Origin of the sequence: Streptomyces capillispiralis (assembly GCF_007829875.1) — a bacterium.
Taxonomy (GTDB): Bacteria; Actinomycetota; Actinomycetes; order Streptomycetales; family Streptomycetaceae; genus Streptomyces; species Streptomyces capillispiralis.
In genome coordinates this window covers 7,078,317-7,103,779 of record NZ_VIWV01000001.1, presented here as the reverse complement: position 1 = coordinate 7,103,779, position 25,463 = coordinate 7,078,317, and the positions used below count along the sequence as shown (strand labels likewise).

At 75.0% G+C, this 25,463-nt stretch carries 23 protein-coding genes and 1 pseudogene; 12 read left to right on the top strand and 12 right to left on the bottom strand.

The features are described 5' to 3' along the window. The first annotated feature begins 134 nt into the window (after nucleotides 1–134). Nucleotides 135–1,199, top strand: a complete 1,065-nt coding sequence (locus FHX78_RS31305; RefSeq protein WP_145870750.1) for an O-antigen ligase family protein — start codon at nucleotides 135–137, stop codon at nucleotides 1,197–1,199. A gap of 254 nt (nucleotides 1,200–1,453) precedes the next feature. Here the strand turns inward: FHX78_RS31305 and FHX78_RS31300 are convergent, their stop codons facing one another. Both FHX78_RS31300 and FHX78_RS31295 read right to left on the bottom strand, forming a co-directional pair. Beyond that, complete coding sequence (locus FHX78_RS31300) at nucleotides 1,454–1,999, bottom strand: hypothetical protein (RefSeq protein ID WP_145870749.1); 546 nt, start codon at nucleotides 1,997–1,999, stop codon at nucleotides 1,454–1,456. Between the two features lie 50 nt (nucleotides 2,000–2,049). Then, complete coding sequence (locus FHX78_RS31295; protein WP_167531896.1) at nucleotides 2,050–2,844, bottom strand: glutamate racemase; 795 nt, start codon at nucleotides 2,842–2,844, stop codon at nucleotides 2,050–2,052. Between the two features lie 70 nt (nucleotides 2,845–2,914). Between FHX78_RS31295 and FHX78_RS31290 the strand changes: the two genes are divergently transcribed. Next, complete coding sequence (locus FHX78_RS31290) at nucleotides 2,915–4,078, top strand: glycosyltransferase (RefSeq protein ID WP_145872232.1); 1,164 nt, start codon at nucleotides 2,915–2,917, stop codon at nucleotides 4,076–4,078. Between the two features lie 6 nt (nucleotides 4,079–4,084). On the opposite strand, the gene FHX78_RS31285 is transcribed toward FHX78_RS31290, so the two are convergent. After that, on the bottom strand, nucleotides 4,085–5,377 hold the full coding sequence (locus FHX78_RS31285) for a TerD family protein (RefSeq protein ID WP_145870747.1): 1,293 nt from the start codon (nucleotides 5,375–5,377) through the stop codon (nucleotides 4,085–4,087). A gap of 299 nt (nucleotides 5,378–5,676) precedes the next feature. On the opposite strand from FHX78_RS31285, the gene FHX78_RS31280 reads away from it, so the two are divergent. The 4 genes from FHX78_RS31280 to FHX78_RS31265 all read left to right on the top strand — a co-directional run bounded on the left by FHX78_RS31280 (nucleotide 5,677) and on the right by FHX78_RS31265 (nucleotide 10,286). Then, entirely contained in the window at nucleotides 5,677–6,114 is a 438-nt protein-coding gene (locus FHX78_RS31280) for a DUF6643 family protein (RefSeq protein ID WP_145870746.1), read from the top strand. 41 nt (nucleotides 6,115–6,155) lie between these two features. After that, nucleotides 6,156–6,998 carry an MOSC domain-containing protein gene (locus FHX78_RS31275; protein ID WP_145870745.1) on the top strand — a complete coding sequence of 281 codons (843 nt, stop codon included), beginning with the start codon at nucleotides 6,156–6,158 and terminating at the stop codon, nucleotides 6,996–6,998. A 96-nt stretch (nucleotides 6,999–7,094) separates the two neighbouring features. Next, nucleotides 7,095–7,700 (top strand): Rv1733c family protein, encoded by a 606-nt coding sequence (locus tag FHX78_RS31270; RefSeq protein WP_145870744.1) that lies wholly within the window; start codon nucleotides 7,095–7,097, stop codon nucleotides 7,698–7,700. Nucleotides 7,701–7,823: 123 nt separating this feature from the next. Continuing rightward, nucleotides 7,824–10,286: a right-handed parallel beta-helix repeat-containing protein gene (locus FHX78_RS31265; RefSeq protein ID WP_167531895.1), complete on the top strand. Its 2,463-nt coding sequence runs from the start codon at nucleotides 7,824–7,826 to the stop codon at nucleotides 10,284–10,286. Between the two features lie 37 nt (nucleotides 10,287–10,323). Here FHX78_RS31265 and FHX78_RS31260 read toward each other — a convergent pair whose 3' ends face one another. After that, nucleotides 10,324–12,657, bottom strand: a complete 2,334-nt coding sequence (locus FHX78_RS31260) for a lipase family protein (RefSeq protein WP_145870742.1) — start codon at nucleotides 12,655–12,657, stop codon at nucleotides 10,324–10,326. 292 nt (nucleotides 12,658–12,949) lie between these two features. Here FHX78_RS31260 and FHX78_RS31255 point away from each other — a divergent pair, with 292 nt between their 5' ends. Both FHX78_RS31255 and FHX78_RS31250 read left to right on the top strand, forming a co-directional pair. Beyond that, entirely contained in the window at nucleotides 12,950–13,789 is an 840-nt protein-coding gene (locus FHX78_RS31255) for a DeoR/GlpR family DNA-binding transcription regulator (RefSeq protein WP_145870741.1), read from the top strand. A 68-nt stretch (nucleotides 13,790–13,857) separates the two neighbouring features. Further along, nucleotides 13,858–14,327: pseudogene (locus FHX78_RS31250) on the top strand (SRPBCC family protein). Here FHX78_RS31250 and FHX78_RS31245 read toward each other — a convergent pair. Then, nucleotides 14,301–15,455: a PLP-dependent cysteine synthase family protein gene (locus tag FHX78_RS31245; protein WP_145870740.1), complete on the bottom strand. Its 1,155-nt coding sequence runs from the start codon at nucleotides 15,453–15,455 to the stop codon at nucleotides 14,301–14,303. The pseudogene FHX78_RS31250 and the gene FHX78_RS31245 sit on opposite strands and share 27 nt — an antisense overlap. A gap of 334 nt (nucleotides 15,456–15,789) precedes the next feature. Here FHX78_RS31245 and FHX78_RS31240 point away from each other — a divergent pair, with 334 nt between their 5' ends. Both FHX78_RS31240 and FHX78_RS31235 read left to right on the top strand, forming a co-directional pair. Beyond that, complete coding sequence (locus FHX78_RS31240) at nucleotides 15,790–16,113, top strand: hypothetical protein (protein ID WP_145870739.1); 324 nt, start codon at nucleotides 15,790–15,792, stop codon at nucleotides 16,111–16,113. Between the two features lie 183 nt (nucleotides 16,114–16,296). Beyond that, nucleotides 16,297–16,842, top strand: coding sequence for an ATP-binding protein (locus FHX78_RS31235; RefSeq protein ID WP_189908638.1), 546 nt, complete (start codon nucleotides 16,297–16,299; stop codon nucleotides 16,840–16,842). A gap of 172 nt (nucleotides 16,843–17,014) precedes the next feature. Here FHX78_RS31235 and FHX78_RS31230 read toward each other — a convergent pair whose 3' ends face one another. The 3 genes from FHX78_RS31230 to FHX78_RS31220 are packed head-to-tail and all read right to left on the bottom strand — an operon-like array spanning nucleotide 17,015 to nucleotide 20,606. Next, the gene (locus tag FHX78_RS31230; RefSeq protein WP_145870737.1) at nucleotides 17,015–19,576 is read right to left on the bottom strand and encodes an ABC transporter permease; all 2,562 of its coding nucleotides are present in this window, start codon (nucleotides 19,574–19,576) and stop codon (nucleotides 17,015–17,017) included. Continuing rightward, nucleotides 19,573–20,328 (bottom strand): ABC transporter ATP-binding protein, encoded by a 756-nt coding sequence (locus FHX78_RS31225; protein ID WP_145870736.1) that lies wholly within the window; start codon nucleotides 20,326–20,328, stop codon nucleotides 19,573–19,575. Before FHX78_RS31225 ends, FHX78_RS31230 begins: the two co-directional genes overlap by 4 nt. Continuing rightward, nucleotides 20,325–20,606, bottom strand: a complete 282-nt coding sequence (locus FHX78_RS31220) for an SHOCT domain-containing protein (RefSeq protein WP_145870735.1) — start codon at nucleotides 20,604–20,606, stop codon at nucleotides 20,325–20,327. Before FHX78_RS31220 ends, FHX78_RS31225 begins: the two co-directional genes overlap by 4 nt. Before the next feature lie 186 nt (nucleotides 20,607–20,792). Here FHX78_RS31220 and FHX78_RS31215 point away from each other — a divergent pair, with 186 nt between their 5' ends. After that, the gene (locus tag FHX78_RS31215) at nucleotides 20,793–21,371 is read left to right on the top strand and encodes a TetR/AcrR family transcriptional regulator (protein ID WP_145870734.1); all 579 of its coding nucleotides are present in this window, start codon (nucleotides 20,793–20,795) and stop codon (nucleotides 21,369–21,371) included. 36 nt (nucleotides 21,372–21,407) lie between these two features. Then, nucleotides 21,408–21,992, top strand: a complete 585-nt coding sequence (locus tag FHX78_RS31210; RefSeq protein ID WP_145870733.1) for a DUF4865 family protein — start codon at nucleotides 21,408–21,410, stop codon at nucleotides 21,990–21,992. Nucleotides 21,993–22,093: 101 nt separating this feature from the next. Here the strand turns inward: FHX78_RS31210 and FHX78_RS31205 are convergent, their stop codons facing one another. The 4 genes from FHX78_RS31205 to FHX78_RS31190 are packed head-to-tail and all read right to left on the bottom strand — an operon-like array spanning nucleotide 22,094 to nucleotide 25,429. Beyond that, nucleotides 22,094–22,516 (bottom strand): PPOX class F420-dependent oxidoreductase, encoded by a 423-nt coding sequence (locus FHX78_RS31205; RefSeq protein ID WP_145870732.1) that lies wholly within the window; start codon nucleotides 22,514–22,516, stop codon nucleotides 22,094–22,096. Nucleotides 22,517–22,553: 37 nt separating this feature from the next. Beyond that, on the bottom strand, nucleotides 22,554–23,444 hold the full coding sequence (locus FHX78_RS31200) for an NAD(P)-dependent oxidoreductase (RefSeq protein WP_145870731.1): 891 nt from the start codon (nucleotides 23,442–23,444) through the stop codon (nucleotides 22,554–22,556). Beyond that, on the bottom strand, nucleotides 23,441–24,718 hold the full coding sequence (locus FHX78_RS31195; RefSeq protein ID WP_145870730.1) for an ROK family protein: 1,278 nt from the start codon (nucleotides 24,716–24,718) through the stop codon (nucleotides 23,441–23,443). Before FHX78_RS31195 ends, FHX78_RS31200 begins: the two co-directional genes overlap by 4 nt. A gap of 51 nt (nucleotides 24,719–24,769) precedes the next feature. Next, a complete protein-coding gene (locus tag FHX78_RS31190) occupies nucleotides 24,770–25,429 on the bottom strand; it encodes an alpha-ketoglutarate-dependent dioxygenase AlkB family protein (protein ID WP_145870729.1) in 660 nt (219 codons plus the stop codon). Nucleotides 25,430–25,463: the final 34 nt, after the last annotated feature.

The following is a 25,463-nucleotide window of genomic DNA, read 5'->3' as shown; positions in this document are numbered from 1 at the left end:
CCCGTCCCCAAAGGGGCCACCAGCCGTTACGGTGTGCCGGTGCCCCGGTCGTGCGGCCCTCGCGGCGTCGGCGGACGGGGCCCGTCACAGACCGGGGGCGACGCGGTGCGGGGGGCGGGGTGGGTTCGACGGGGATGACGTCCGCCGGTCCGGACGCGGACGGCGAGAGACGGACAGGGCCGGACACGGCGGGGGTCGTGGTGCTGGGGGCCTGTGCGGTCTGGCCGCTGATCACGGCGGCGGCCGGGGGCGGCCGGCCCGAGGGCATGCTGCTGGCGGTCCTGGCCGTGGCCGCGGGTTACGCGGCGGGCCGGATCGGCGGGGCGCTGCTGCCGGTGGCCGCGCCCTGCGCGGGTGCCCTGGCCGGCGTCGGTCTGACGGTGACGGTCCCGCATCTGGCACCAGGTCCGCAGATCACCCCTCCGCTGGGGCACGCCGGTGCGACGGCCGCCGTGCTGACCCTGTCGGCCGGCGCCGCCTGCTGTGCGGCCTGGGCGGCCTCCGCCCCGGCGGTGCGGTGGGCACTGCGTCTGCTGGCCGCGGGGGTGGCCGTCACCGCGGCGGTGCTGGGCTCGCTGACGGGCTGCGTCGCCGGCGCGGCGGTCCTGCTGTGGTCCCTGGCCGTGGGCCGGATACGGCACCGCGGTCCCGCCGTCGGCGCGCTGGCCGTGGCCGCCGCCGGTGTGACGGGACTGACCTGGGCGGTGGCCGGGAACGCCGTGCCGGAGGGGCTCGCCGCGTCGTTGGAGGGCCGGCTCACCCCGCACCGGGTGGGGCTGTGGCGGGACGCGCTGGGCATGGCCCGGGACCACGCGGGTCTGGGCGTGGGCCCGGGCCGTTTCGGCGAGCTGAGCGCGACGTCCGGCCAGTCCCCGCTGTCCGACGGCAAGCCCCACTCCGCGCCGCTGCAGCTGGCGGCCGAGCAGGGCGTCGCCGGGCCGGCGCTGCTGGCCCTGGTCTTCGGCTGGCTGTTGTACGCCCTGTGGCGCAGCCCCCGCTCCACGCCGGTGGTGCTCACCGCGGGCGCGGCGCTGACGGTCCTCGCCGCCCTCGCCGCGGTGGGCAACGCTCTGAGCTTCACGGCGGTCTCCGCGGGCGGCGGACTGCTGGCGGGACTGGCCACGTCGCGCCCCTTCACGGACGACACCGCACACCGCGCGGTCGCCGCACGTCCGCGCGGGGACCGGCCCACACCATGACGGGCACGCACGGAGACACCGACGCACGCACACCGCGCGGAGACCGGCCCACACCATGACGGGTCTCGTACACGGACACCGGCACACGCACGCCACGCGGTGACCGGCTCGGCACACGCCCACCCGCGCGGACACCGGCCCGGCACACGCACACCGCGCGGAGACCGGCCCGGCACACGCCCACCCGCGCGGACACCGGCTCGTGCGCGGAGCCGCGCCCGGGAAGGGGCCAGCCCGCGCGGATCCCGCGCGGGTCAGTGGTGCGCGCCCGGCCTGCGGGGGCTCAGGCGTTCGCGGATGACCCTCACCGCCGCTTCCGCGTCGTCCACGGTGACCGTGAAGGTGTGGCCGTCCCACAGGCGCAGGACGACGCCCTCGCCCCGGCGCACGACGACCGCCGTGCCCTTCTCGGGCCGCCAGCGGTACCCCCAGCCGCCCCAGTGACGCGGTGTGACGTGCGGGGCGAAGTCGGCGCCGACGACGTGCGACAGCGGGATGCGGCGGCGCGGCACCCCGATGTGCCCGCAGCGCACCTCCAGGTGGTCCTCGTCGACCCGCAGCGCGACGTGGACGAAGGCGAGGGTGCCGAACAGGACCAGCAGTCCGGCGGCGATGCATCCGACGACGGCCATCACCAGCGGCGCGACGCCGGTCGTCCACGCGGAGTCCACGGCCAGCGCGATGCCGAGCGCCATGCAGGCCGCACCGATGAGCGCCAGCAGCCACTGGAAGCGGTTGGTCGCGCGGCCGGTCCAGATCTCGGGGTATGGGGCATGCTCGCCGGGGCGGTGGTCCCTCATACGGTCGAGGTTACTCAGGTTCGGCCCGGCGGGTACCGCGGAGCGTGGCGTTACTGCGCCGTCCGGGCGGGAGCGGCCTTCTGGAGCAGCCGGCCCTCGGCGTAGGTGAGGGCGGGCACCGGGAGCGGGCCCTCCCTTCCGCTCAGCAGCACCGTCAGGGTGCCGCTCGCCGGCGCCCCGGGGGCGGGCCGTTCGCCGAGGCGGCGCAGGGCCTGGGCGGCCACCGCGCCGGCGGAGCCGTGCAGGGCGAGCGGCGGTTCGCCGGGGCGTTGCACGGCGGCGCGGATTCGCTCGGCGACCAGTTCGTAATGGGTGCAGCCCAGGACGACGGTCGTCACGTCGTCCGGGGTGAGTTCGGCGGCCGCGGCGACCGCGGCGTCGATCGCCGTCTCGTCGGCCCGCTCGACCGCCTCGGCGAGGCCCCAGCACGGCACCTCGGTCACGGTGACGCCGCCGGCGAACTCCTCGATCAGGTTCCGCTGGTAGGGGCTGCCGGTGGTGGCGGGGGTGGCCCAGATCGCCAGCGGGCCGCCGCCGGCCGCGGCCGGTTTGATCGCGGGGACGGTGCCGATGACCGGCAGCCCTGGTTCCAGGCGGGCCCGCAGGGCGGTGAGGGCGTGCACCGTGGCGGTGTTGCAGCCGACGATCAGGGCGTCGGGCCGGTGTGCGGCCGCCGCCTCGGCGACGGCCAGGGCGCGCTCGGTGAGGTCCTCCGGGGTCCTGGGTCCCCAGGGCATGCCGTCGGGGTCGAGGGAGAGGACGAGATCGGCGTCGGGGCGGAGACGCCGTACCGCGGCGGTGGCCGCCAGCAGTCCGATTCCGGAGTCCATGAGCGCGATCTTCACCCGGCCACGATAGACGATGAGCCGCTCCGGGCCGGTCGCGTGGGGCAGACTGCGGCACGTGAGCGCCGTCATGTGGAGTGCCGCCGGATCACTCGCCGCCTGGGCGTGGCTGCTGCTGTGCCAGGGCTGGTTCTGGCGTACGGACGTGCGGCTGCCGCCGTCGCGGGAGCCGCGGGCGTGGCCGTCGGTCGGTGTCGTCGTGCCCGCGCGCGACGAGGCGGCCGTGCTGCCGTCGAGCCTGCCGTCGGTGCTCGCCCAGGACTATCCGGGCCGGGCGGAGGTCTTCCTGGTCGACGACGGCAGTACGGACGGCACGGGTCAGCTCGCCCGTGAGCTCGCGCGGCGGCACGGCGGGCTGCCGCTCACCGTGGACTCCCCGGGCGAACCGCCCGCCGGCTGGACGGGCAAGCTGTGGGCGGTGCGGCACGGCATCGGGCTGGCGCGGGCGCGTGACCCCGAGTACCTGCTGCTGACGGACGCCGACATCGCGCACGCCCCGGACAGTCTGCGCCGGCTGGTGGCGGCGGCCCGGGGCGGGGACTTCGACGTCGTGTCGCAGATGGCCCGGCTGCGGGTGGAGAGCTCTTGGGAGAAGCTGGTGGTGCCGGCCTTCGTCTACTTCTTCGCGCAGCTGTACCCGTTCCGCCGGATCGGCAGGCCGGGGAGCCGGACGGCCGCGGCGGCAGGCGGCTGTGTGCTGCTGCGCGCCGAGACCGCCGAGCGGGCGCGGATCCCGGATGCCATCCGGCACGCCGTCATCGACGACGTGGCCCTCGCCCGCTCCGTCAAACGCGGCGGCGGTCGCGTGTGGCTGGGTCTGGCGGACGGGGTGGACAGCGTGCGTCCGTATCCGCGGCTGCGCGATCTGTGGCGCATGGTGTCGCGCAGCGCGTACGCGCAGCTGCGGCACAGCCCGCTGCTGCTCGCCGGTACGGTCGCCGGGCTGGCGCTGGTGTACCTGGTGCCGCCCGTCGCGGCGGTCGCGGGCGCGGCGACCGGAAGCGCGGCGCCGGCGGTCCTCGGTGCGACGGCGTGGCTGGTGATGACAGGCACGTACGTCCCGATGCTGCGCTACTACCGGCTGCCGCCGTGGCTCGCTCCCCTGCTGCCGTTCACGGCGTTCCTGTATCTCCTGATGACGGTGGACTCGGCGGTGCGGCACCTCCGGGGGCGCGGTGCGGCCTGGAAGGGCCGCACCTACGCGCGCCCGGACGCCGTGCCGGACGAGGGCTGAGCGCCCTCACTTGCGGCCGGGGGTCCAGTTCATGCCCCAGCCGTAGGCGTAGTCGACGGTGCGCTGCGGGCTCACTCCCCGCTCGGGGACCAGGTAGCGGGCCTCGCGCTGGACGACGAGTTCACCGCCGCCGGTGTTGGTGATCAGGGCGAGCGCGCACACCGTGGAGGGGACGGTGCACTCGTCGAGCGAGAAGTCGACCGGCGCGCCGAACTGCGGCTGGAGGGTGACGGTGGCGTGCAGGTCGGCGAAGGAACGGGCGCCCTCGTAGATGGTGACGAAGACGAGGATGCGCCGGAGGTGCTCCTTGTGGTCGAGGTTGACGGTGAGGTTCTCGCCGGCCGCCGTCGCGCCGGTGCGGTCGTCGCCGTCCAGGTGGATGAACGGGGGCTGGTGCAGTGCGCCGAAGGCGTTGCCGAGGGCCTGGACGACACCCTTCCTGCCATCGGTGAGTTCGTACAGGGCGCACAGGTCCAGGTCGAGGTCGGAGTGCATGGCGACCGGCCGGCCCAGCTTTCCGGCCCAGCCCGAGAACTGCTTGCGCACCTGCCAGTTGAGGTTCACGTGCAGGGCGCCCGAGGTGCCGCCCTGCTTGGTCAGCGAGACGCTGGGGGCCGCCTTGGTGAGCGTGACCTTCGTCAGCCGGACCGGGGCGGGGGGTGCGGACGGCGGGGGCGGGGCGGCCGGCGGGGCCGCCGGGGGCGGGGGTGCCGTGACCGGGGGCGCGACGGGCGGGGCCGCGGGGGCGGGTGCGGGCGGGGCCGCGGGGGCGGCGTGCTGCGGTTCGTCCACGGTGATGCCGTAGTCGGTGGCGAGGCCCTCGAGGCCGCTGCTGTAGCCCTGGCCGACGGCACGGAACTTCCAGGCGCCCTGGCGGCGGTAGAACTCGCCGAGCACGAACGCCGTCTCGCTGGTGGCGCCGGTGCTGTCGAACCGGGCCGCGACGGTGCCGCTGCCGGCGTCCTTGACCTCGACGCACAGGTCCGGGATCTGTCCGAACGTGCCGCCGTCGCAGGAGGCCGCGACGATCACTGTCTCGATGCCGGGCTCCACGCGCGTGAGGTCGACGAGGAGGGTGTCGGTGACCCTGCCTCCGGCGTCCCGTTTGCCCTCGTGGCGGACGGCTCCGGAGGCGTGGGCGGGCTGGTTGTAGAAGACGAAGTCGTCGTCGGAGCGGACCCTGCCGCCGGTCAGCAGCAGCGCCGAGGCGTCCGCGTCGGGCACGCCGGGGCCGGAGCGCCGGCCCACCTCCACCCGCAGTGCCGTGGCCGGCACCGGTGTGTTCGATCCCTTCGGCATTGACATGTCCGCCCCCATCACGGGTCGTCGCGCCGGGCCGGGGTCCCGGCATCCGTCGGTGTTCGTGGTCCGCACAACCTATTCTCCCGGGCGGGCCGGGCCCACCGCCGGTGCGGGGGAACGGTGGCCAACCCCCGGTAACCGGCCCGGAACTCGGCCTTTACACGAAATACGCCCGCCGGAGTGCCCCGTTTTTGCCAAGTTCGCTCATATTGGGGATCCCCGGTCACGGCGGGCACGGAAAACAACCCTCTTATCGGTCTCCCCAACCAACACATCGTGGGCTTAACTTATGTGCCATGACCTCCCCCCGCTCCAGCTATGGCGGCGGCTACTACTCCGCCTCCTTCCCGGACACCCCGATCTACGACTCGCTCGTGGCCGAGCGGGGTACCCCGCAGATCGCCCCGATCCGGGTCCCCGCCGCGTACGACGCGCCGGCCAGTCACCATCTGCCCGCGCTTCCCTCGGCCTTGCCCGCCCTCCCGGCGGCCCCGTCCCAGCCCGCCTACGGTTATCCGCAGGCGCCGCAGCCCGCTCCGCTCCAGCAGGCGCCCGCGGCCTACATCCCGCAGCAGGCCACCGCGCCGCGCGGCTACCCCGGCCCCCAGCCGCAGCCGCCGCGTCCGGCGCCGCCCGCCGGCTACGAGGCCATGCGCCCCGCGGCGCCCCGTCCGGCTCCGGCTCCGGCTCCGTACCAGGATCCGTACAACCACCAGCAGTACCGCGGATACTGAGCCGACCCGGGGCCGTCGGTGCCGGATGGCACGATGGCCCCATGGGGAACGCTCGTCTGCACTCGATCCACATTCATCCGGTCAAGGCGTTCCGGAGCCTGCCGCTCCGGGAGGTCGTCGTGGAGCCCTGGGGTCCGGCCGGGGACCGGCGCTGGATGCTGATCGACGACGGGGGAAAGGTCGTCACACAGCGCCAACACCCGCGGCTGGCACTGGCCGCCGCCGAGCTGCTGCCCGGCGGCGGCGTCCGGCTGTCCGCGCCCGGGGCACGGCCGGTGTCGGTGCCCGTGCCCGCGTCCGCGTCCGCGTCCGCGTCCGGCGGGACGATCCCCGCGGACCTCTTCGGCACCAAGGTGGAGGTGGTCCCGGCCGAGGACGACGCCGTGCACGCCTGGTGCGGCGCACACCTCGGCATCGGGGTGCGCCTCGTGCACCTGGACGACCCCGCCACCCGTCGTCCGGTCGACCCCGCCCACGCCCTGCCGGGCGAGACGGTCTCCTTCGCCGACGGCTATCCGCTGCTGCTGACCACGACCGCCTCCCTGGACCACCTCAACTCCCTGATCGCGCAGGGGGATCACGCCGACGAGGGCCCGCTGCCGATGAGCCGTTTCCGGCCCAACGTGGTCGTGCGGGGCACCGAGGCGTGGGCGGAGGACGGCTGGACGCGCGTCCGCGTCGGCGAGGTCTCCTTCCGCGTCGCCAAGCCGAGCGGCCGGTGCGTGGTGACCACCACCGACCAGGACACCGCCCGGCGCGGCCGAGAGCCCCTGCGCACGCTGGCCGCCCACCGGCGGACCGGCGGACGGCTCCTGTTCGGGCAGAACCTGGTGCCCCTCTCCTCCGGCACGATCCGGGTGGGCGATCCCGTCGAGGCCGTGTAGCTCAGGCCACAGCGGACGCGGGAACCGGGTCCCGGCTCCGCGCGTTGGCCCTTCATGAGAGGTGCGTGAGAGCCCTTGAGGGGAGGGGTTCCGACGGTGCGAGCGATCGGCGGACTCTGGCGCTGGCGGCACAACCCGTTGTGCCGCAGGACCGACCTGGCCGAGGCCTGGGTGGCGCTCGCCGCGCTGCTGCTCGTCCTCGTCGCCGCCCCGGTGATCGGCCGTCTCGTCGGGGGCGCCGCCCAGGACGCCCTGCAGCGGTCCGTCCGCGCCCAGCACCAGGCACGCCACCAGGTGGCGGCCACGGTGGTGCGCGGGCTCGAGCCGTCCCCGCTGGACTCCGACCCGGAGATCTCCTCCGGCACGGAGGCGCGCAACCGCGTCCTCGCCCGCTGGACCGCGCCGGACGGCACCGAGCGCCGCGGACCGGTGCCCACGCGGCTCAACGACCCGCAGCCGGGAGACCGTTTCCGGACGTGGACCGACCGGCAGGGCCGGCTGGTCGCCCGCCCCCTGGACGGCGCCACGGCCACCACGCACGCCGTGCTCGCCGGTGTCGGCGCCGCCCTGGTGACCGCGTGCCTGGTCGAGGGCGGCAGACGGCTGATCGTCCGGCACATGCTCCGCCGCCGGTACGCCCGTTGGGACCAGGCGTGGGACAAGGCGGGCCCGGACTGGGGCAGGACCGGCGCCGGCAGCTGACCCGGTTCCGGCTCTGGTCAACCGGGTGCCCGCGCGCACGCTACGGTGGTCCGGCCGAACCGATCGGCGGCGCCACGCGCACGGAAGAGCCACAGTACGACGAGGTGGGGGCACAGCTACGCCATGGGACAGGGCACGGTCCAGGTGACGCACACCGGCACATCGAGGTGGCGGCGCCGCACGGGTGAGTACACATCGCTCGCCGCCGCCCTGGAGGCCGCGGCCGAAGGGGACGTCCTCACCGTCGCTCCCGGCACCTACCGGGAGAACCTCGTCGTCCAGCGGGCGGTGACGCTGCGCGGGCCCGAGGGCGCACCGGGCTCGGTGCGCATCGCGCCCCTGGACGGCGTCCCGCTGACCGTGCGCGCCTCGGCGGTGGTGCAGGACCTGCACGTCGAGGGCCAGGACACCACCGCCCCGGCCGTGCTGGTCGAGGAGGGCACCCCGGAGCTGCGCGACGTCCGGGTGGTCACCCGGTCCGCGGCCGGCATCGAGGTGCGCGGCAGTTCCCGGCCCACGGTGCGCCGTTGCACGGTCGACAACCCGGCGGGCGTCGGCATCGCCGTACTGGACGGCGGGGGCGGGGTGTTCGAGGAGTGCGAGGTGGTCGCCGCGGGCCAGGCCGGCATCGCGGTGCGCGGGGGCGCCCACCCCCGCCTGGAGCGCTGCCGGGTGCACCACGCCTCGGGCTCGGGGCTGACCGCGACCGGGGAGAACTCGGCGCTGGAAGCGGTGGGCTGCGAGATCTACGAGGTGCGGGGCAGCGGTGTCCAGGTGACCGGCCGCGCCACCGCCCACCTCACCGACTGCGATGTGCACCGCACCACCGGGGACGGGGTCACGCTCGACACGGACGCGGTGCTGACCCTCGCCGACTGCCGGATCCACGACATCCCGGAGAACGCGGTCGACCTGCGGTCCCGTTCGGTCCTGACGCTGACCCGCACCACGGTGCGGACGTTCGGCCGCAACGGTCTGTCGGTGTGGGACCCGGGCACGCGCGTGGACGCCAACCAGTGCGAGATCTTCGACAGCACCGGCGACTACCCGGCGGTGTGGGTGAGCGACGGCGCCACCGCAGTCCTGGACTCCTGCCGGGTGCACGACGTGCCGGACGCCCTGTTCGTCCTCGACCGCGGCTCACGGGCCGACGTCGTGGACAGCGATCTGTCGCAGGTGCGCAACACGGCCGTGTCGGTGAGCGACGGCGCCACCGCCCAGCTCGACGACTGCCGCATCCGGGAGGCGGCGACGGGCGCCTGGTTCCGGGACCACGGCAGCGGCGGCACCCTCAGCAACTGCACCCTGGACGGCATACAGACGGGCGTGATCGTCACCAAGGGCGCCGACCCGACCGTCGAGCGCTGCACGGTCGACTCGCCCGCCGAGGCCGGTGTCTACGTCTCGGCGGGTGGCCGCGGCACCTTCGAGAACTGCCGGGTCACGGGCAGCGGCGGCTACGGCTTCCACGTGATCGACGGCAGCCGTACGACGCTGCGGAAGTGCCGCACGGAGCGGTGCGCGCGCGGGGGTTACGAGTTCGCCGAGGGCGGCGCCGACGCGGCGTCCGGTTCGGGCGGCCCGGTCGTCGAGGACTGCACGAGCGACGAGAGCGGCGGTCTCCGGCCGCCCGCGGCACCGGAGCCGGCCGCGCAGCCGACGGGGCACTCCACGGGCCTGCTGGGCACCGTTCCCGGGCAGCGCACCGAGCAGGTACCGCCCGCCCCGGCCGCCGCCCCCGCCACCGAACCGGCCGCACCGGAGCGGGAGCCCCGGACGTCGAAGGCCGTGCTCGGTGAACTCGACGCGCTGGTGGGCCTGGAGAGCGTGAAGCGCGAGGTCCGCGCCCTCACCGACATGATCGAGGTGGGACGGCGCCGGCAGCGGGCGGGGCTGAAGGCGGCGTCGGTCAAGCGCCATCTGGTGTTCACGGGCTCCCCCGGCACCGGCAAGACCACCGTCGCCCGCCTGTACGGCGAGATCCTCGCCTCGCTGGGGGTGCTGGAGCAGGGGCATCTGGTCGAGGTGTCCCGCGTGGACCTGGTCGGCGAGCACATCGGCTCCACGGCGATCCGCACCCAGGAGGCGTTCGAGAAGGCGCGCGGCGGTGTGCTGTTCATCGACGAGGCGTACGCGCTCTCCCCTGAGGACGCCGGGCGTGACTTCGGCAAGGAGGCCATCGACACCCTGGTGAAGCTGATGGAGGACCAGCGGGACGCGGTGGTGGTGATCGTGGCCGGGTACACGGCCGAGATGGAGCGGTTCCTGTCGGTCAACCCGGGTGTGGCGTCCCGCTTCTCACGGACCATCACCTTCGGCGACTACGGCCCGGAGGAGCTGCTGCGGATCGTGCGGCAGCAGGCCGAGGAGCACGAGTACCAGCTGGCGCCGGGCGCCGGTGAGGCCCTGCTGACGTACTTCACCGACCTGCCCAAGGGGCCCGCGTTCGGCAACGGGCGCACCGCGCGGCAGACCTTCGAGGCCATGGTCGAGCGGCACGCGAGCCGTGTCGCCCAGCTCGACGAACCGACCACCGACGACCTGACCCTGCTGTACCCCGAGGACCTGCCCGCGCTGCCCCGGTGACTACTGCCCGGGCCGGTCGCGGCCCGGGCCCCCTGGTTCAGGCTCCCGGCGGGTCGTCCGTGTGCCGCGGTGCCGGTACGTCCGGGCGCAGACGGGCCAGCAGCCGACGGCGTTCCTCGGCGAACGCCGGGTCGGCCTGGTAGTCGGAGTGGCCGAGGATCGGCGCGGGCAGCGGATGGGTCTCGGTACGGCCGTAGGCGAGGGGGTCCCGGAGCGGGGGACGGTCCACGTCGGGGCCGCGGTCGCCGGGCAGCCGGATCGGTCCGCCGATGGGGTCGGTGAGCCGGTGGAGGTTGCGCCAGCAGTCGACCTCCTCGTGCAGGGAGCCGAGCGCGTCCGGTCCGAAGTGGGCCGGGAACCAGCGGCCGTACAGGCGCTCCAGCGGGGAGCCGTAGGTGAGCAGGGCGACCCGGCGGCGGGTGGACGGCGGGAGCTGCCAGGCCGTGGCCGCGGCCAGGACGCTGCCCTGGGAGTGGCCCGAGATGACCAGCCGGCCGCCGGTGGCCCGGGTCCAGGTGGCGATCCGCCAGGTCAGGTCGGGCACCGCGCGCTCGGCGTAGCAGGGCGGGGCGAAGGGGTGCGCGGCGCGCGGCCAGAAGGTGCCGACGTCCCAGAGGATGCCGATGGTGCGCCGCGCGGAGGCGTCCTTGTAGGCGCGGCGGCCGCAGGCGACCAGGAGGATGAAGCCGAGCCCGATCAGCCAGGAGCCCAGCGCCTGCGCGGTCTCGGCCGCGCCGTGGACGACGGCGTAGGACCCGCGGGCCGCCTCTCCGGGGGTCTTGTCGGTGGCCAGGGCGCCGGCCAGCGCGCCGGCGCCCAGCAGCAGGGTCGCGGCGGAGGTGACGGCGAGGATGCGCGGCCCGCGGTCGGTGAGCGCGGCCATGGCGCGCACGGTGGCGATACGCCGGGTGCGGCCGGGGTCGCCGGTCTCGCCGGCGTACTCCCGCTCCACGGCGGCGTGTTCGGCGCGCGCGATCCGCCAGGCGCGCCGGGCGAGCCAGCCGAACAGGACGAGCAGCAGGACGAGCAGCGGCGGTATCACGGACGCCTGCCAGGTGAGCAGCACCGGCGGTCCGGGCATCGAGGCGCCGGTGCCGTCCAGCCAGTCGGCGACGCGCTGGGAGACACCGCCGGACATCACGCCGCCCAGCGCGCAGGCGAGCATGGCGACGGCGGGTCCCGCCAGGCCGCGGATCGCGGCACGGCGGTCGGGGTCGGTGCGGTGCAGGGCGTGGGCGACCACGGCGAGGACGATCACCAGCAGACCCTGGACGAGGGCGAGGGCGCCGAAGGCGGCGTCGCCCGGCAGCCGGCCCGCCGACTCCCATCCGGGGCGCTCCCACCCGGCGTACAGCAGGGCGAGCGCCAGCAGGGCGAGGGCGGCCAGCGGCAGGTACCGCACCAGCCGCAGGTCGAGTTCGGCGTCGAGCCGACGTTCGGTGCGGCCCCGGCGGCAGACCACCCACACCACGGCGCACGCTCCGCCGGCCAGTGCCGCCTCCAGGAGCACGCCGAGGACGGCGAGGGCGGCCGGGCCGCCCGGCTGCCGGTCCTGGCGGGCGGCGGCGGAGCCGACGGCGGCCGCGACGGTGAGGAGTCCGGCGGCGGTGTGGGCGGCGCGCAGCCGGGCGACCAGGCGCCGGCCGTACCAGAAGCCGGGGCGGCCCAGCGCGGTGCGGCCGGTCTCCTCCTCGCGCTCGGCGTCGTGGGTCATCGGCTGCTGGGACTCGTACGCGCTCCAGGTGCGCAGTGACAGCAGCCAGAGCAGGCCGGTGAGGGCGACGGGCACGACGGCGGCCAGGGCGAGCCTGCGGCCCGGCGGGCTCCACCAGCCGTCGTCGGAGATCTCGGGCGAGAGGAATCCGAGCCAGGAGTGCCCTTCGGCGCACGCGTGGGTGCCCGCGCACTGCCAGGCGGTCAGGTCGAGGGCGACCTCGCAGGCGGCCGCGACGAGCAGCACCGTCAGGCTCAGCCCGGCGAGCCGCACCAGCAGCCCGTACAGCCGGACGGTGCGTCGGCGGCCCCGGGCGGTGGGGCGCATCCAGTGGGCGAGGTTGACGACCATGAACGGCAGGAGCAGCAGCCACAGGGCGCGGGTGCCGTTCCCCGAGGTGAGGTTGCACCAGACGTAGGCCTCGGGGACGGGTCCCTCGCGGCGTCCGGCGGGCTGCCGCTCCGCGTCGGCGTCGTCGGCGCGGCGGAACACGGCGGCGGTGTCGTCACCGGTGATCCGGACCGTGCGCGGGTCGCCGAGCATCTGCTCGGGAGTGGTGCCCCCCACCCCGTGGACCAGGAGTTCCAGGGCGGTCCCGGTCTCCGCGGGCCGGGGCGACGAACCCTCGGCCGGCCTGTGCTGCTGCGTGCTGTCCACTGATTCGCACTTCCCCCGTGACGCCCCGTCGGCTCCGTCCGTGCGGGCCCAGGATCTCCCGTGGCCGAGCGGCCCGCACCTGTCGTCACGTAATCTCCCCGATCCGTGTGACAGGCAAGCAACATACGGCAGGCCAGTGACATGTGCGCGACGAGCCGCCGGTGGCGCCGCCCGGGGCCCGGCATGCGAGGATGGGACGTCCGCGCACCGGTGCCCGGCGGGAAACCGCTCGTCACCGTGGGCGCGCGGGGCGTGTCGGACGGTGTTGCGTGGCGAAAGGACCGGAGCGTACGTGAGCGAGAATCAGAACCTCCTCGCGGAGCAGCGGCGCACCCTGATCCTCGACGAGGTCCGGCGCCGGGGCGGAGTCCGGGTCAACGAGCTGACCCGCAAGCTCGGCGTGTCGGACATGACGGTCCGCCGCGACCTCGACGCGCTGGCCCGGCAGGGCGTGCTGGAGAAGGTGCACGGCGGCGCGGTCCCGGTGGTCGAGGCGAGCACGCACGAACCGGGGTTCGAGGCCAAGTCGGGCCTGGAGCTCAGCGCCAAGGAGGACATCGCGCGGGCGGCGGCCGAACTGGTCCCCCCGGGCGCGGCGATCGCCCTCTCGGGCGGTACGACGACGTTCGCGCTGGCGCACCAGCTGCTGGACGTCCCCGACCTCACGGTGGTCACCAACTCGGTGCGCGTCGCCGACGTCTTCCACGCGGCGCAGCGCACCTCGGGCTCCCGGCAGGGCGCGGCCACGGTCGTGCTGACGGGCGGGGTGCGCACACCGTCCGACTCGCTGGTGGGCCCAGTGGCCGACCAGGCGATCGCGGCGCTCCACTTCGACCTGCTGTTCCTCGGGGTGCACGGCATATCGGTGGAGGCGGGACTGTCGACGCCGAACCTCGCGGAGGCCGAGACCAACCGCCGGCTGGTGCAGTCGGCCCGCCGGGTGATCGTGGTGGCCGACCACACCAAGTGGGGCACGGTGGGCCTGAGTTCGTTCGCCTCCCTGGAGCAGGTCGACACCCTCGTCACGGACTCCGGACTGCCCGGGGCCGCCCGCGCGGAGGTGTCCGAGCACCTGCGGCGGCTGGTGGTGGCGGGCGAGCCCGACAACTCCCCGGAGGACGACGACATCTGACGGCGCGCCCGTCGGGGCGGCCGCCCGGTTCCGTCGTCGACGCGTCCGTCGTCAAGGGGGACACGCCCATGGCGCACCGTCCGCGCCCCGTGGGGCACGGGTTCGTCCGGACCGCGCCCGTGCGTCCGGCCCTCGGCCGGGGGATCCCCGCCGCGCCGGAGCCGGTCTTCCGGGCACCGGACGAGGACGTGACCGGCTGGACGCAGTGGTTCCGGGCGGTCACGCCGGCCCGTCCCCTCGACGCCGGAGCGGGGCGGGGGATCCGCCTCCGGGGCGGCGCCCGGTTCCGCGGGACGATCCTGGTGACGAGGGCGCCCGAGGTGTGCGCCCACCGCGTCGACGTGACTCACGCGCCGGGCGCGCGCGCCCTCGTCGAGGAGTGGCGGCTCGCGCCGGCCGGGACGGGCGCGCGGGCGCGGTGGACGTGCGCGGCCGACGGCACGGTCCCGTCCGCCTCGCGCTCAGGGCCGCCCGGCCGGGGCCGGGGAGGGCGTTCCGCGACGCGGTGACCTCACTGGACCGCCGGCTCGCCGGGTAGCTCCCGGCCGGGCCGGACACCGGTGTTCAGCAGGGACTCGATCGCCGCCGTGTAGGGCGCGACGTCCAGGTCCTGCTCGGCCAGCCAGGCGTCCGAGTAGTACTTGTCCAGGTACCGGTCGCCCGGATCGCACAGCAGTGTCACCACACTGCCCCGCCGCCCCTCGGCGGCCATCTCGGCGACGATCTTCAGGGCGCTCCACAGCCCGGTGCCGGTGGAGCCGCCCGCCTTGCGGCCGATGACCCGCTCCAGGGCCCGCACCGCGGCGACGCTGGCCGCGTCGGGCACCTTCATCATCCGGTCGATCGCTCCGGGCACGAAGCTGGGCTCCATACGGGGCCGGCCGATGCCCTCGATACGGGACCCCCGGTCGCAGGCGACGTCCGGGTCCCCGGTCGTCCAGCCCTCGAAGAAGCACGAGTTCTCCGGGTCGGCGACACAGACGCGGGTGTCGTACTGCATGTAGTGGACGTAGCGCGCCAGCGTCGCCGAGGTGCCGCCGGTGCCGGCCGTCGCGACGATCCACACGGGCACCGGGAACCGCTCCGACCGCAGTTGACGGAAGATCGATTCGGCGATGTTGTTGTTGCCCCGCCAGTCCGTGGCCCGTTCGGCGTAGGTGAACTGGTCCATGTAGTGGCCGCCGGTCTCCACCGCGAGGCGGGCGGACTCCTCGTACATCTTCCGGGGGTCGTCCACGAAGTGGCACCGACCGCCGTGGAACTCGATCAGGCGGCACTTCTCGGCGCTCGTCGTGCGTGGCATGACCGCGATGAAGGGCACGCCGATCAGCTTGGCGAAGTACGCCTCGGAGACCGCCGTGGAGCCGCTGGACGCCTCGATCACCGGGCGGCCGGGGCGGATCCAGCCATTGCACAGTCCGTACAGGAACAGTGAACGGGCCAGCCGGTGCTTGAGGCTGCCGGTCGGGTGGGTCGACTCGTCCTTCAGGTAGAGGTCGATGCCCCACCGCTCGGGCAGCGGGAAGAGCAGCAGATGGGTGTCGGCCGAGCGGTTGGCGTCGGCCTGCACCCGGCGCACGGCCTCTTTCAGCCAGTCCCGGTAGGCGGGGTCGCTGTGGTCGACGTCGAGGGTGGCGCCGGTCGGGGTCTGTCGGGGAGTGCTCACGGCGGGGCTCCTTACACTGAGCGCCGACGGCGTCTCGCGCGGCCGACACCCCGATCATAAACACCCTTCACACCACCTCTCACCTGCATAAACAGTTCTTTGAGCACCCCAAAGGCACCCCTGGGGACCCGGGGCGCGGGGGCGCGGGGGCGCATTGGCGCGAGTGCTCCTCGCGCCCCGGGGAACGGAGGTGCGCGTACTGGTGCTCGGCGGCGGGTGCGGGCAGACTGCACCGGCGGGGAGCAAGCTCCCGTTCGGGGGCACACTGGATCTGGACAGAGCCGGCCCGCGGAGCACGGTCCGGCACAGCGACGCGCACAAGGGGGCGGGTGGCATGACGGAGCCGGAGTTCAAGGCCACGGGCGTGCGGATCGGCAAGTGGCTGCGGTCGCTCACCCGGGCCGGGCAGGTGCGGATCAGCGAGGGCCGACTGGAGTTGCTCACCAGCTACGGCAGTGAGATCGACAGCGCGCCGGTGCAGGCGGTGCGGGCGTCCCGGCCCTGGTTCGCTCCGGAGGACCGGGCGTTGGCGGACCTCAACGGCAAGCGGTACCTGCTCACCCTCGGCGACCACGACCCCGCCCCGGGCGAACCGGGCCCGCCCGCGGCCCGCCGTTTCATCGAAGCCGTCCACCGGGCGTCGGGGCGTGGCGCCTGAGATGTCCGCGAGTTGCGCCACCTCACCCCCTGGGTCACGCTGGTCTCACGTCACTCTGGGTTTACCGGCGATAACGCTGCGAACCAGCCCGCCGGCCACGACAGCAGGCGGCAGCGTCACGCAGGCGCCCTGCTGGATCCGTACTCCGTGTTCTTCCGGACCTCACGTCGGGGAGTCGCAGCCGTGATCAGTCACCCAAGCAGGCACTGCGCGGTGGAGCTCCAAGCCCTGCCGTCGCGGATCGGCCAGGTCCGCAGAATCGTATCTGCGCAGTTGCGCTACTGGCACATGGATTCCCTGATAGACCGGGCCTCGCTCGGTGTGACGGAGTTGTTGTCCAACGTCCACCGGCACGCCCGGCCCGACAAGACGTGCACCGTCGAGATGGAACTGCAGCTCGACCGGCTCAAGGTCTCGGTGCGCGACCACGACCCGCGACTGCCGGTCGTCGCGGACGCCGGTCCGCTCGCCACCTGTGGGCGCGGGCTGGCGATGGTGGCCGCGATGAGCGAGAGCTGGGGCGCGGTGCCGGACGGCGAGTCCGGCAAGGTCGTGTGGTTCACCCTGCCGACCCCGTCCGCGACCGCCCCCGCGTCCTGGGACCGGCGCCCCCTGCTCACGGCCGGCGAACGCGCCGACCGCCGGTTCGCGGAGGTCGCGCTCGTCGAGCACACCACCGAGGGCCACCGGCCCGAACCTGCTCCCGCCCGGTCCGCCGTCCCAGGCTGACCGGGCGGTGACACGCCGCTCTCCCGGCACCGGCGCGCTCCTCCGGCTCCCTCGCGTCCGGCGGAACGGCTTCCGCTGCAACGGGTGCTGACGAGCCCTCATGCGATGGCCGGGGAGCACGCCGCGGGCCCGCCGGACGTGTCCGTCGGGCCCGCGCGCGAGGGCGGCGCCACTACTCCGTGGCCACGGCCCGCAGCACGTCCAGGCGGGCCGCGCGCCGGGCCGGCCGCAGGCCCGCGAGGGCGCCCGCCGCGAGGCCGACCAGTGCCACCACCGCGAGGTGCGCCGACGGCATCGCGAAGGCGAAGGCGCTGTCGCTCGCGCCGTCGGAGGCCTCCACCAGGACCCAGCCGAGGAAGGCGCCGAGGACCAGTCCGCCCGCGGTGCCGAACGCGGCGACCAGCACCGACTCCCAGCGGACCATGGCCCGCAGCTGGGACCGGGTCTGGCCGACGGCCCTGAGCAGCCCGAGTTCACGGGTGCGTTCGTGGATCGCCAGGGTGAGGGTGTTGGCGATGCCGAGCAGCGCGATGAGCACGGCCAGCGCGAGCAGCGCGTAGACCAGGGTGAGCATCATGTCGATGCCACCCGCCGAGGACCGCGCGTACTCCTCACGGGTCTGGACCTCCGGGTTTCCGTAGGCGTCGGCGACCCGCTGCACGGCGGCCCTGCCCGCGTCGCCGTCCACGCCGTCCGCGAAGGTGACCGCGACGAGGGTGTCGGCGTCCCGGGTGCGGTGCGGGGCCCAGGCCTCGCGGGTGATGACGTAGTCGCCGGCGAGTTCGGACCGCCCGTAGACGGCGCGGACCGTGAACGTCTTCTCCTCGCCGTCGGTGAAGGCGAGCCGGGTCGTGTCGCCGGGGCGCACGCCGAGCCGGCCGGCCTCCTGCCCGGTGACCGCGATGCCGTCGGCGCCCAGCGCGCCCAGGGATCCGTCGACCTCGCCGAGGTCGAAGACGCGCTGCAGGGCGGCCGGATCGGTGACGGTCAACGCCCTTCCGTCGCCGTCGACTTCGGCGACGCCCCGGCCGAGCCCGACGGCGGTGTCCACCTCGGGCAGCTCCGCGACGGCGCCGGCCAGCCGCGGGCTCAGTCCGCTGCCGCCCGCCCCGAACGACGGCGCGCTGACGGCGACGTCGCCCGCGAAGGACCGGGAGACCGTCTGGTCCATGGTCGCCTTCAGCGACGCCCCGAACACCGTGAACAGGGACACCACGGCCACGCCGATCATCAGGGCGCTCGCGGTGGCGGCCGTGCGCTTCGGGCTGCGCAGCGCGTTGCGCCGGGCGAGGGAGCCGCTGACGCCACGCAGCCGGTCCAGCGGACTGCCGAGGACGCGCACGGCGGTGGAGGAGGCCACGGGGCCGAGGACCACGAAGGAGACCAGCGCCAGGACGGCGCCGGTGCCCGCCAGCCAGACGGACGGGGTGAGCAGGACGCCGGTGAGCGTGACGGCGACGGCCAGGGCCGCCAGAACCGTGCCGGCGACCGCGCGGGTGCGGGAGGCGCCGGAGGTGTCGACGGCCGTCTCGCGCAGCGCGGCCAGCGGTGCGGTGCGCCCGGCGCGTACGGCGGGCAGCAGGGCGGAGCCCAGGCAGACCACCACGCCGACCGCGAGCGGCAGCAGCAGCGACACCGGGCCGATCACCAGGGCGCCCTCGGGGAAGGGGAAGCCGATCGCCGGGAACAGTGCCTGGAGCCCCGCCGCGACGCCGATGCCGCCGGCCAGTCCGGCCGCCGACGCGGTCACGGCCACCACGCACGCCTCCACCAGCGTGGCCGCGGTGACCTGGCGGCGCGAGGCGCCCAGCGCCCGCAGCAGGGCGTTCTCACGGGTGCGCTGCGCGACGACGATCGCGAAGGTGTTGTGGATGGAGAAGGTCGCCACCAGCAGGGCGACACCGGAGAACACCAGCAGGAACAGGGTGAAGACGCTGAGGAACTGGCCGGAGATCATCTCGTTGTTCTCCTCGGCCGACTCCTGGCCGGTGACGGCCTCGACGCCGTCGGGCAGCACCGGGGTCAGCCGGTCGACCAGCTCCTCCTGGCTCACCCCGGGTCCGGCGCGCACCAGGATGCTCGCGGCCTGGCCGGGGCGGGCCGTCAGGTACTTCTCGGCGTCGGCCCGGGTCATGCCGGTGAAGGTCACCTGGGCCATGCCGTCCTCACCGCCGAAGGTGGCGAGCCCGACGACGGTCACCTCGACCGGGTCGGGGGTGCGCAGCACGGTCGTGTCGCCGAGGTCCAGGCCGCCCCGCTCGGCCGTGCCCCGGTTCACCACGACCTCCCCGGACTTCCGCGGGGCGCGGCCCTCGGCGAGGCGGTACGGGTTGAGTTCGGGGTCGGTGATCCAGTTGCCGGCGACGGTGGGCGGTCCCTGGCCGCCGATCGGTTCGCCGTCCGCGCCGACGAGCTGTCCGGCGCCCCGGATGTCGGGGGCGGCCGCGGCGACGCCCGGGACCCGCTCGACGGTACGCGTCAGGTCCGCGGTGACCGGCTCGCGCACCCCCTGGCTCTCGCCGGGGGTGGTGATGGCGTCGGCGGCGCGGACGACGGCGTCGGTGCCGGCGGCCGCGTTGCCGAACATGGAGTCGAAGCTCGCGCGCAGTGTGTCGCCCATGACGAGGGTTCCGGCCAGGAAGGCCACGCCCAGGAACACGGCGAGGAACGTCCCGGCGAAGCGCCGCTTGTGGGCGCGCAGGGAGGATGCGCTCAGGCGGACGGAGGTGTTCATGAGGGCACCTCGAAGGCTTTCATCCGGTCCAGGACCGCGTCGGCGGTCGGGGCTTCCATCCGGTCGACCAGGCGCCCGTCGGCGAGGAAGACCACCTCGTCGGCGTGGGCGGCGGCGACCGGGTCGTGGGTGACCATGACGACGGTGCGGCCGGTCTGCCGTACCGTGCGGCCGAGCAGCCCGAGCACCTCCTCGCCGGAGCGGGAGTCGAGGTTGCCGGTCGGCTCGTCGGCGAAGACCACGTCGGGCCGGCCGGCGAACGCCCGGGCCACCGCGACGCGTTGCTGCTGACCCCCGGACAGTTCCGAGGGGCGGTGCCGCAGCCGGTCGCGCAGGCCCACCACGTCGATCAGGGCGTCGGTCCACTCGGGGTCTCCCCCGCCGCCCGCGAGATCGAGCGGCAGGGTGATGTTCTCCGCGACGGTGAGCGTGGGCACCAGGTTGAACGCCTGGAAGACGAAGCCCACGCGGTCGCGGCGCAGCAGGGTGAGGCGGCGGTCGTCGAGGCCGCCCAGTTCGGTGTCGCCGATCCAGGCGGCTCCGGAGGTGAGGGTGTCCAGTCCGGCGGCGCAGTGCATCAGGGTGGACTTGCCGGAGCCCGAGGGCCCCATGATCGCGGTGAAGCGGCCGGCCGGGAAGGACACGGACACTCCGTCCAGGGCCCGTACGGCGGTGTCGCCGGTGCCGTACACCTTGACGGCGTCGACGACCCGGGCGGCGGACCGGGTGCCGGTGGTGGTCGTGGTGGTCATGCCGCACCGCCCTTGCCGTCGCGGCCGAACTGCTCGTCCAGGACGGACAGCCGGCGCCAGTACTCGTCCTCGTCGATCTCTCCGGAGGCGAAGCGGTGGCCGAGCACCGCGATGGGCGAGTCCTGCTCCACCGTGGGCCGGCCGGGTCCGTGGCGTCCGCGCCACACCGTGCGGCGCAGCAGCGCGATGCCGCCGCCGATGAGCAGGGCCCAGAGGACGGGGAGGAACAGGATCCACGGGCCGGGCCCGCCGTCGCCGAAGTGCGCCAGTGTCTGCATGATCGTCAACTCCTCGGGTGGGGTGTCTCGTCGCTCCGTGCGCGACACCTCGAGCGTCGTCCCGCGAGGGGGGCCGGGTCGTCGTACGGCCAGCGGCCGTGCGCGTACCTCCCGGGGAGTACGCGGGCGGCGGGCGCCTGCTCCCCGTGCCGTCGACGGTTCGGCCCGACGTCTGTACCTACTGGTATGTACAGTGGGGGGATGAGCACCCCGGAGCGTCTGATCGAGTCCACCCGCGAGCTGCTGTGGGAGCGCGGCTACGTGGGCACCAGCCCGAAGGCCGTCCTGGAGCGGGCGGGCGCGGGCCAGGGCAGCATGTACCACCACTTCAAGGGGAAGCCGGACCTCGCGCTGGCCGCGATCCGGCGCACCGCCGAGGAGATGCGGACCACCGCCGAGGGAGTGCTCGGCGGGCCGGGTACGCCGTACGAGCGCATCGAGGCCTACCTCCTGCGCGAGCGCGACGTGCTGCGCGGCTGTCCGGTCGGGCGGCTCACCATGGATCCGGAGGTCGTCGCCGACGACGCGTTGCGCGCCCCGGTGGACGAGACCCTGGGCTGGCTGCGCGCGCGGCTCGCCGGGATCGTCGAAGAGGGCAAGGAGCGGGGCGAGTTCGCTCCGTCGGTGAACGGCGAGGAGATCGCGGCGGCCGTCGTCGCGACCGTCCAGGGCGGCTATGTGCTGGCCCGCGCCTCCGGCTCCCCCGCCGCCTTCGACGCGGGCGTGCGCGGCCTGCTCGCCCTGCTCGCCCCGCGGGACCGCTAGCCCGCCCCTCCTCAACCACCCCTCGGGAGGCCCTCGTTGCACGCCCTGCAGTACGAACTCACCCTGCCCGCCGACTACGACATGGGGATCGTCCGGGACCGCGTGGCCCGTCGCGGACGTCTGCTCGACGACTGGCAGGGCCTCGGCGTCAAGGCGTATCTGGTGCGCGAGCGCGGGGTGCACGGCTCGCCGGTCAACCAGTACGCGCCGTTCTACCTGTGGAACACGGTCGCGGGCATGAACGCCTTCCTCTGGGGCGGCGGCTTCCAGGGCATCGCCGACGACTTCGGCCGGCCCCCGGTACGGCAGTGGACCGGCCTCGCCTACGAGGAGGGGCCGGCCGCGGACGCCCCCGCCGTCGTCGCCGTACGGCACCGGAGTCCCGTGCCGGACGGGGTGCCGGTGGGTGAGGTGGCCGAGGAGGCGGCCCGGGAGTGCGGGCGGCTGGCCGGGACGGACGGGGTGGTCCTCGCGGCGGCGGCCATGGACACCGCCCGCTGGGAGCTGGTCCACTTCTCGCTGCGGCGGCACCACGCGCCGGAGGCGGACGGCGAGGTCTTCCAGGTGCTCCACCTGTCGGCGCCGGAGCGGGACCGGCTGCCCCGGGGGCGCCAGTGGTGAACACGCCCCGCACCGTGCACGGCACGGTGGGCCGCGTCCTCACCGGTGGTCCCGGTCCCTCCGCCGTGGACCGGCCGTGACGTCCGGCCGGGCACCGTCGGTCAGGTGGCCGCCTGGTCGCTGTCCCTCATCGCGCCCCAGCCGTGCCAGCGTTCGACCTCGATCCAGGCGCTGACCCGGGCGCGCTCCCGGTCCGCGTAGGGCTTGCCGGTGTAGTGCCGGGAGAGGCGGTCGATGTCGGCCAGGCCCTCGTCGTCGCGCAGCTCGACGACACGGCCGATCAGGGTGACGTGGGTGTACCAGTCGTCGCCGGCCAGGACGGTGAGGGTGATGCGGGGTTCGCGGCGCAGGTGCTTCAGCCGGACCCGGCCCTCGTCGAGGTTGATCAGGGCGCGGCCGTCCTCCCACAGGTACCAGGTGGGGGTGGAGACGGGCGCGCCGTCGGAGCGGATCGTCGCCATCACACAGGGGTTGGGGCGGCGCAGCAGGGCGTCGGCCTCGGGGGGCAGCGGGGGCTTGGACACAACGGACTCCTCGGTGCGGTGCGGTCGGCTCTGTCGGTCAGGCGGTGGGGCCGTCGTCGAAGCTGGCGTAGTAGGCGGCGGCCATGTCCTCGTCGCCGTGGCCCAGCTCCACGGCCCGCTCCAGCCGCCCGGCGCTCGCGGCGGCCACGTCCAGGCGGACGCCGTGCCGTTCGCCGGCCGCCACGATCAGCCGGGCGTCCTTGGCGGCGGTGGCCACGGCGAACTGGGCCGGGGACAGCCGGTCCTCGAGGATCAGGCCGGCCTTGGCCCGCAGATAGCCCATGTCGAGCGGGCCGCCGGCGATGAGGTCGAAGAAGCCGTCCGGTGCGACGTCGAGGGCCTTGGCCAGGGCGAGGGTCTCACCGGCGGCGGCGGTGGCCGCGAGCACCCAGCTGTTGGCGACCAGCTTCAGACGGGTCGCGCTGCCCGTCGCGCCGTCCTCCCCCGTCCACACGGTGCGGGCACCGACGGCGTCGAACACCGGGGTCACCCTGTCCCGGCCCCCGGCGGGTCCGGCGGCGAGCACGGTCAGCTGTCCGGCCTCGGCGGGCCGCCGGGTGCCCAGCACCGGGGCGTCGTAGAAGAGCAGGCCGTGTTCGCGGGCGAAGCCGGCCAGTTCGGCGACGCCCTCGATGCCCGCGGTGGTGGACTGCGCCCAGACGGTGCCGGGGCGCAGGGCGGACGCCGCCCGGCGCATCGTCTCCAGGGTGGCGGAGCCGTCGTACAGCATGGTCAGCACCACGTCGGCGGACTCCACCGCCTCGGCGGGGGTCGCGGCGACGTGAGCGCCGTCGGCGGCCAGCGGGTCGGCCTTGGCGCGGGTGCGGTTCCAGGCACGGACGGTGTGGCCGGCGCGGACGAGGTTGCGGGCCATCGCGGCGCCCATGATGCCGGTGCCCAGGACGCTGACGGTGAGCTGGTCGGTCATGACGTCGGCTTTCTGTCGGTCGGGGTGTCTTCCTGGCCCAGTGCCCCGAGGGGGTCGTCCAGCACCGGCTGCCAGGCGAGTTCCGCCGCGCCGACCAGGCTGTTGTGGTCGAGGGTGCAGGCGAGGATCGGGACGCCGCCGCTGCGGCCCCACAGGCTGCGGTCGGCGACGACGGCGCGGAGCCGGTCCGGGTCGGCCTCCAGCAGGGTGCGGTGCAGGCCGCCGAGGATGATCCGGTCCGGGTTGAGGATGTTCACCAGCCCGGCGAGGCCGAGACCGAGCCGGTCGATGAGCGCCTCGGTGGCGGTGCGCACCTCCGGGTCGTCGTACTGGCCGCGGATCAGGTCGTCGGCCTGCTTCAGCAGGGACATCTCGGGGCCGGGCGCGCGCCCCGCCGCGGTGAGGAGGGCCAGCGGGTCCGCCTCCACGTCGAGGCAGCCGCGGCTGCCGCAGTGGCAGGGGCGGCCCTCGGGGTTGACGGTGAGGTGGCCGACCTCCAGGGCGAGGCCCGAACTGCCCGAGTGCAGACGGCCGTCGAGGACCAGCGCACCCCCCACGCCGCGGTGGCCGGTGGCCACGCACAGCAGGTCGCGCGAGCCGCGCCCGGCGCCGTGCCGGTGCTCGGCGAGGGCGGCGAGGTTGACGTCGTTGGCGGCGAAGGCGGGTCCTTCCAGCCCTGCCGCGCGCACCTGCTCGGCGAAGATCTCCCGCACCGGTGCGCCCGCGGGCCAGGCCAGATGCAGGGGGTTGAGGGCCAGCCCTTCCGGTTCGGCCACCGCCGAGGGCACGGCGAGTCCGGCGCCCACGCACCGCCGCCCGGTCTCCCGCAGCAGCTCGGCGCCCGCCGCGACGACGGAGCCGAGGACCTTCGCCGGGTCGGCGTCGACGACCTCGCAGCCGGGTGCCGTGGCGACGATACGGCCGCCGAGCCCGACCAGCGCCGCGCGGAAACCGTCGGCGTGCACCTGAGCGGCGAGCGCCACGGGACCGTCCTCCGCGACGGACAGCCGGTGCGAGGGGCGGCCCTGGGATCCGGCCGCGGCACCGGGCCGGGCGTCCACCGTGATCAGCCCGAGCGCCTCCAGCTCGGCGGCGACCGCTCCGGCCGTCGCCCGGGTGACACCCAGTTCGGCGGTGAGCACCGCGCGGGTCGGCGCCCGTCCGGTGTGCACGAGCTCCAGCGCGGGCCCGAGCGCGCCGCGCCCCCGGTCCAACCGCGTCCTCGAGGTGGTGGTCCCTTCCCCCGCCGGCCGGGGGTCCGCCTTCCCGCTCATGGAGGCGAGTCTCCCATGATCCGCAACCCGGCCGCTCGGGCGTGACACACGTCAGCGGCCCGGCAGCCCGCTGACCCGCAGCGTGATGTTGAGCCGCCCGGCCAGTCCCGACCCGGCCGGTGACGTGCCCGCGAGGACGCGGGGGACGCCGTGGTACGCCCACCGGGAGGGGCCGCCGAAGACGAACAGGTCGCCGCTGCGCAGCTCGACGTCCGTCCAGGGCCGGGTCCTGGTCCGGGTGTTGCCGAAGCGGAACACGCACGTGTCCCCGAGGCTCAGCGACACCACCGGCGCGTCCGCCTTCTCGTCGCTGTCGCGGTGCATGCCCATGCGGGCGTCGCCGTCGTAGAAGTTGACGAGCGCGACGTCGTACGCCGCCGCGGGCACGGAGGCTTCTCCCAGCGCGTCGGTCACCGCGCGGCGGGCCAGCGCGCCGAGCCAGGAGGGGAAGGGCTTCACCGGCGCGCCGTCGCCGTCGACGGCGGTGCGGGCGTAGCCGTACGGGTACCAGTGCCGGCCGAGGCAGACCTGCCGGGCGGTCATGGTGCCGCCGCCGGGCGTGCGGACGGTGCGCAGTCCGGCGGGCGGCCCGGCCCACTCCCGGCAGGCGTCGAGCAGGGCGCGCTGCTCGCGCGCGTCCAGCCAGTCCGGCACGTGCACCGCGCCGGGCGCGATCTCCTCCCGTGCCCTGGGGAACAGCTCGGCGTCCATGCATCCCATCCTGCCGGACGGAGCCCGAGCCGGG

Excerpts from the sequence above, each read along its gene's own strand:
- FHX78_RS31305 (WP_145870750.1), top strand. The coding sequence starts at position 135 with ATGACGTCCGCCGGTCCGGACGCGGACGGCGAGAGACGGACAGGGCCG.
- FHX78_RS31300 (WP_145870749.1), bottom strand. The coding sequence starts at position 1,999 with ATGAGGGACCACCGCCCCGGCGAGCATGCCCCATACCCCGAGATCTGG.
- FHX78_RS31290 (WP_145872232.1), top strand. The coding sequence starts at position 2,915 with ATGTGGAGTGCCGCCGGATCACTCGCCGCCTGGGCGTGGCTGCTGCTG.
- FHX78_RS31285 (WP_145870747.1), bottom strand. The coding sequence starts at position 5,377 with ATGCCGAAGGGATCGAACACACCGGTGCCGGCCACGGCACTGCGGGTG.
- FHX78_RS31280 (WP_145870746.1), top strand. The coding sequence starts at position 5,677 with ATGACCTCCCCCCGCTCCAGCTATGGCGGCGGCTACTACTCCGCCTCC.
- FHX78_RS31275 (WP_145870745.1), top strand. The coding sequence starts at position 6,156 with ATGGGGAACGCTCGTCTGCACTCGATCCACATTCATCCGGTCAAGGCG.
- FHX78_RS31265 (WP_167531895.1), top strand. The coding sequence starts at position 7,824 with ATGGGACAGGGCACGGTCCAGGTGACGCACACCGGCACATCGAGGTGG.
- FHX78_RS31240 (WP_145870739.1), top strand. The coding sequence starts at position 15,790 with ATGACGGAGCCGGAGTTCAAGGCCACGGGCGTGCGGATCGGCAAGTGG.
- FHX78_RS31230 (WP_145870737.1), bottom strand. The coding sequence starts at position 19,576 with ATGAACACCTCCGTCCGCCTGAGCGCATCCTCCCTGCGCGCCCACAAG.
- FHX78_RS31225 (WP_145870736.1), bottom strand. The coding sequence starts at position 20,328 with ATGACCACCACGACCACCACCGGCACCCGGTCCGCCGCCCGGGTCGTC.
- FHX78_RS31220 (WP_145870735.1), bottom strand. The coding sequence starts at position 20,606 with ATGCAGACACTGGCGCACTTCGGCGACGGCGGGCCCGGCCCGTGGATC.
- FHX78_RS31215 (WP_145870734.1), top strand. The coding sequence starts at position 20,793 with ATGTACAGTGGGGGGATGAGCACCCCGGAGCGTCTGATCGAGTCCACC.
- FHX78_RS31200 (WP_145870731.1), bottom strand. The coding sequence starts at position 23,444 with ATGACCGACCAGCTCACCGTCAGCGTCCTGGGCACCGGCATCATGGGC.
- FHX78_RS31195 (WP_145870730.1), bottom strand. The coding sequence starts at position 24,718 with ATGAGCGGGAAGGCGGACCCCCGGCCGGCGGGGGAAGGGACCACCACC.
- FHX78_RS31190 (WP_145870729.1), bottom strand. The coding sequence starts at position 25,429 with ATGGACGCCGAGCTGTTCCCCAGGGCACGGGAGGAGATCGCGCCCGGC.